The following is a 4,834-nucleotide window of genomic DNA, read 5'->3' as shown; positions in this document are numbered from 1 at the left end:
CCGATTACATCTTAGCTGAGCCACAAACCTGTCCGAATTAGTAGGACCACTTCAGATGACACATGCCACTTTGCCTTTAAGATCAGTCAATGCGGATACGTAAAGTGAGCGAATGTTTGCTTTGTTTTTCATTTGATCATCTTGATTGGTTCGTCCGTCAATATAGTAGGGGCGGCGGGTGCGCTTAGCCCTTATTTGTAGATGTCCGGCAAGAGCGTCGTGGAAATCGCTGGCACGTAGGCAATGAAGAGGACAACAATAAACATGCACAAGACGAAGGGCACAGCACGCACCGCAATCTTGAGGATCGACTCGCCAGTGATGCCTGCGACAACGAACAGGTTCAATCCCAAAGGTGGCGTGATAAAGCCAACGCCTAAAGCGGTAATCATCATGATGCAGAACTGAATCTCGTTCATTCCAATGTTATCCGCCAATGGCTTGAGGATCGGCGCGAGGATCACGATGTTTGGAGTGGTTTCCATGACGCAGCCAGCAGCGATCAGAATGCCGATCATCAACAAGATCAGGATCCAAGGCTCATCTGTGAGGCCAGTAATCGACGTCACAAAACCTTGAGGTACACCCATGATTGCCAAGGCTTCAGCAAGCGGTACTGAGAAGGCGATGATTGGAAGGATAACGCCGTTCACCTTTGCGGAGCTAACCAGCATCGCAGGGAAGTCCGCAAAGCTGAGCGTGCGCATGATGAAACCCATGAGGATGGTGACGACAACGGCTGTTGCGCCCGCCTCTGTGGGTGTCAGGCGGCCAGAAAAGATGCCATAGAAAATGATGCCCGGAACGATGAACGCATACCAGCCGGATTTCAGCGATTTGCCGAGACCCATGATCCATTCGCCGAACGTCATCATGCCGCCGCCTTCATAGTCATAGATGCGGTTCACAATCAGGTTGGTGATCAAGATTGCCAAAAGGATCGCGACGCCTGGAATGAGCGCCGCGAGAAAGAGCGTTGATGCCGATATACCCAGCACGAGGCCGATGATGATGTAGGCGATTGAGGGCGGGATTAGAATGCCAGTACAGGCACCGGCAGCGACGAGCGCGCAGGCATAAGGGCGTGGGTATCCGCTTTCGACCAAGCGCGCGATTGTCATACGACCAACCGCAGCAGCACCAGCGGCGTCGGATCCAGAGATTGCAGCAAACATACCGCAAACGAGAACCGTGGCGGAACCAAAACCGCCCTTTGTGAAACAGGTCAGGGCTTCGGCAACGTCGAGAAACTTGCGACTGAGGCCGGTGCGTACAAGAACGTCACCCGTGAGAATGAACAACGGAATAGCCGTCAATGCGAAAGCGTCAATTCCCGTAAACAAACGCTCGCCCACTAGACTAAGCGGCAAGTCGCCAGACATCACCAACATCAAAATTGCCGAGCTGCCGATAGCTGCCCAAACCGGTACGGCAAGAGCAATCAAAGCGACGAACATCAAGACGGGGACGTAGAAATCCCAGCCGAGTTCTACTGTTTGTTGAAGAGTATTCCACAGCATTTCAAATTCCCTTATTCAAACAGTGTGTCACCTTCATAGACGGGCGTGCCATCTCGAAGGGATTTGAAATCTCGTGTGAAGGACTGCAGCAACCGCCAGATCATTAGCCCGAAACCAAGCGGGACTGAGAAGATGAACCAAACCTTGGAGACACGTAGACCGTCTGTAACCGAACCAAACTTGTAGGAGACATGCAGTGTCTCCCAAGACCAATAGAGCGCGATGCAGGCGACGACGAGCATCACAAGATCGCCAAAGATGTAGAGCAGCGCCTTTGGGCGTGGCGAGAGGTAATGCATGAGAACATCAATGCGAATGTGCGCGCGTTCTTTGACCGCCGCAGACGCGCCAACCCATGCTAAATAAATAAAGGAAAAGCGGACGATTTCTTCGCCCCAAATGGAAGAATACGCGAACACTTCGCGCCTGAGCACTTCGATGGCCATTGTGATAACAAGCATCACGTAAAACACGAGCAGCAACCAGCGCTCGGCATTTTTATCTACATTTCGTAAAAATTCCATCGGGCGTCCCACCTAGAATATACGGGCCTTTTTGTGAAGATTTGTCGCAAAAAGGCCCGCATGGAAATTAGATCTGGCACAGCCGGGAACCCGCGCCAGATCGCACTTTAGGCGTCGTGGACGTAGTACTTGCCCTGCGTGCCTGCGGCTTCTTCCATCTTAGCAAAGTTGTCCATGGAGCCGGCCAGCTCGGTCTTGAAGCTGTCCCATTCTGCCAACTGATAACCACCGGCTGCTTTCCACTCGTTCAGCTGATCCTCAGAGAGGCTATGGAATTCAACACCGGATTTTGCCAGCTCGGACATAGCATATGCACGCGCGGATGGAACTTTGGACAGGTTCTGGTGCGCTGTCATTTCAGAGCCCCACATGATGCCTTCCTGAACGTCTGCAGGCATGGAGTTGAACCACTCGAGGTTACATGAATAAACCTGTGAGTCTGGAACCGCTTGTGTGAATGTCACGTGGGACAGGATGTCCTTGAAACCAAACACATAGAGAGCGCCAACAGATGGGTCGAGCGCGTCTGCAACACCTTGCTTAATCGCGGAGGGTGTTTCACCCCAGGCAACTGGCGTCGGGTTCGCGCCAACCATGCGGTAGTACTGCTGCAACATCTTGGAACCCGGAACGCGGAACTTAACGCCGTCCAGATCGGATGGGGATAGAACTGCGCCCGCGCCGCCTTTACGGACCGCAACAACGCGTGGGTCGATGTTGACGTAGAACAGCGCTTTAAAGCCGTTCTCTTCAACTTTTGGTTCAACAGAAGACTTCCAGAAGTCAGAATTTACAAGGTTTGTGAACCGCTGGTTAGAACCACACAGATAAGGCATGTTGATCAAATCAACTGTGGATGCGAAAGGCGCAAAGTTGGACAGCGAATGCTGTGCTGCCTGAATTGTGCCACCTTGGACCGCTTGAACAAGCGCACCGCCTGCACCGAGCTGACCACCAGGGGCGAGCTTGACGTAAACTTTACCGTTGGTTGCGTTCTGGATGTTCTCTTTGAGGTCGAGCTGCATGATCGGATAGCTGCGCGACGCACCGAGCACATACGCAGTCGCGATTGTCATCGTGTGATCGGCTGCTTTCTCGCGATCACGCTCTTCGTTAGCTGTTTGTGCGGCTGCTTCTGTGGACCAAAGCGTTCCTGCTGCACCTGCGACCAAAGCCGCCGTGAAGCCACCCGCTGCGGATAGCTTCAGAAAATTGCGGCGCTCTGCCGATGCGACCATCTTATCATCTTCATTCATTTGTAGTTCCTCCCAAAGGACATTTTAGCTGTCGTCTCGTTTCGCGCGAGCAGCTTCTTTTTGTAAAATTGCGACCACGAACAAAATCGTCGCCGCGAAAAGCACCAGCATTTCACCAACATCGCCAAAATAGGTCACATCCCAAAATGCGCCCATGGCTACATTTGCGAAATAGACGAGAAATACGATCAATGATGCGAACATGAACATGGCGACCCTCCCAGGCGCTGGTTGCCATTTCATGAAAGCGCTTTCATTGAGTCTTTGCAAGCGCTTTCATCTAATTTGGTCAAATTTCAATTTTGCCTGTCTTTTTCAAAAGGTTTCAAACTAAAGTGAGCCCTGAAACCCAAAAGGCTCGGCTCCATGACGTCTCATCAAGCAGTTCCCACGTTGGATGACGTTGCGAAGGCCGCAGGTGTATCACCAGCAACGGTCTCGCGTTCTCTGAATTCGCCTGGCTTGGTGTCCAAGTCAACGTTGAAGCGGGTTAAGTCCGCTGTCGATGCCTTAGGTTACACCCCGCACTTTGGTGCGCGTTTCATGTCGGCAAAGCGCACTATGACAATAGGTGCCATTATTCCAACGATGGAGAACGCGATTTTCGCCAAAGGCATTCAAGCCTTTCAAGAACGACTTCACAGTCTTGGTTACACTTTGCTCATCTCCAGCAGTTCCTACGATCCTGAAATTGAAGCCGAGCAGGTGCGTGCGCTCGCTAGTCGTGGCGCTGATGGGATCCTTTTGATCGGGTATTGGCGCGAAGAAAGAGTTTACGAGTTTTTAAAGCAGCGAAATATTCCCTTTCTGCTGGCCTGGGCATTCGCCGCAAATAACGCTTTGCCGGCGATTGGTTTTGATAATCGTGCGTCGATGTACCAGCTCTGTGATCGCGTGCTTGCGATGGGCCATCGAAATGTCGCTGTGATTTCTGGCACCACCGAAGGCAACGATCGCGCATCAAACAGGTTGAAAGGCATTACAGAGCGGCTCAAAGTTGAGGGGATTGATCTGGCTTCAGTGCCGATCATTGAAACGCCTTACGACATCGACAACGGTGCGGATGCTTTTGAGCGTCTTATGAGATTGTCAGATCGTCCAAGTATCGTGATGTGCGGCAACGACGTACTCGCTGTTGGTGCGATGCAACGTGCTCAAGAGATGGGAATAAAGGTACCTGACGATGTTTCTATAACTGGCTTTGACGGGATTGAGCTAGCACGTGTCGTAACGCCCAAACTGACGACTGTGCGTGTCCCACATTCTGAAATGGGCCGTCGTGCTGCGGACGAACTCGTACGAATGGTTGAAAGCGGTGACGTGGGACGTTCACAAGAGCTGCCAAGCGAAATCGTCGTTGAGAAATCAATCGCTTCGCTTGTTTGAAATAAAAACGTTGTCAAATAAAGTTGAGTTGAGAAAGGTCGTATCGCTTAGCTTTGTAATTATTCGGTTTTACTAGGCTCAGGACTCATAAAAAGAATATGACGGTTGCGGCGAGTGCGATTGCGGAGAGGAAGACGGTTGGGGATCT

The 4,834-nt window shown here is 51.6% G+C and carries 5 protein-coding genes; 1 reads left to right on the top strand and 4 read right to left on the bottom strand.

The window, feature by feature from the left end; genetic code table 11:
* Positions 1 to 191: 191 nt before the first annotated feature.
* The 4 genes from PFRI_RS04040 to PFRI_RS04025 all read right to left on the bottom strand — a co-directional run bounded on the left by PFRI_RS04040 (position 192) and on the right by PFRI_RS04025 (position 3,510).
* On the bottom strand, positions 192 to 1,520 hold the full coding sequence (locus PFRI_RS04040) for a TRAP transporter large permease (protein WP_072629459.1): 1,329 nt from the start codon (positions 1,518 to 1,520) through the stop codon (positions 192 to 194).
* 11 nt (positions 1,521 to 1,531) lie between these two features.
* Positions 1,532 to 2,044: a TRAP transporter small permease gene (locus PFRI_RS04035; RefSeq protein WP_072629458.1), complete on the bottom strand. Its 513-nt coding sequence runs from the start codon at positions 2,042 to 2,044 to the stop codon at positions 1,532 to 1,534.
* 107 nt (positions 2,045 to 2,151) lie between these two features.
* Entirely contained in the window at positions 2,152 to 3,300 is a 1,149-nt protein-coding gene (locus PFRI_RS04030; protein WP_072629457.1) for a TRAP transporter substrate-binding protein, read from the bottom strand.
* Positions 3,301 to 3,324: 24 nt separating this feature from the next.
* Positions 3,325 to 3,510: a hypothetical protein gene (locus PFRI_RS04025; protein ID WP_072629460.1), complete on the bottom strand. Its 186-nt coding sequence runs from the start codon at positions 3,508 to 3,510 to the stop codon at positions 3,325 to 3,327.
* Between the two features lie 156 nt (positions 3,511 to 3,666).
* On the opposite strand from PFRI_RS04025, the gene PFRI_RS04020 reads away from it, so the two are divergent.
* Positions 3,667 to 4,686: a LacI family DNA-binding transcriptional regulator gene (locus tag PFRI_RS04020; RefSeq protein WP_072629456.1), complete on the top strand. Its 1,020-nt coding sequence runs from the start codon at positions 3,667 to 3,669 to the stop codon at positions 4,684 to 4,686.
* The last annotated feature ends 148 nt before the right edge of the window (positions 4,687 to 4,834 follow it).

This window comes from Planktotalea frisia (genome assembly GCF_001890925.1).
GTDB classification, from domain to species: domain Bacteria; phylum Pseudomonadota; class Alphaproteobacteria; order Rhodobacterales; family Rhodobacteraceae; genus Planktotalea; species Planktotalea frisia.
This window is presented reverse-complemented; position numbering and strand designations above follow the sequence as displayed.

Coding starts and splice junctions, on each gene's coding strand:
- PFRI_RS04020 (WP_072629456.1), top strand. CDS start 3,667: ATGACGTCTCATCAAGCAGTTCCCACGTTGGATGACGTTGCGAAGGCC.
- PFRI_RS04040 (WP_072629459.1), bottom strand. CDS start 1,520: ATGCTGTGGAATACTCTTCAACAAACAGTAGAACTCGGCTGGGATTTC.
- PFRI_RS04025 (WP_072629460.1), bottom strand. CDS start 3,510: ATGTTCATGTTCGCATCATTGATCGTATTTCTCGTCTATTTCGCAAAT.
- PFRI_RS04030 (WP_072629457.1), bottom strand. CDS start 3,300: ATGAATGAAGATGATAAGATGGTCGCATCGGCAGAGCGCCGCAATTTT.
- PFRI_RS04035 (WP_072629458.1), bottom strand. CDS start 2,044: ATGGAATTTTTACGAAATGTAGATAAAAATGCCGAGCGCTGGTTGCTG.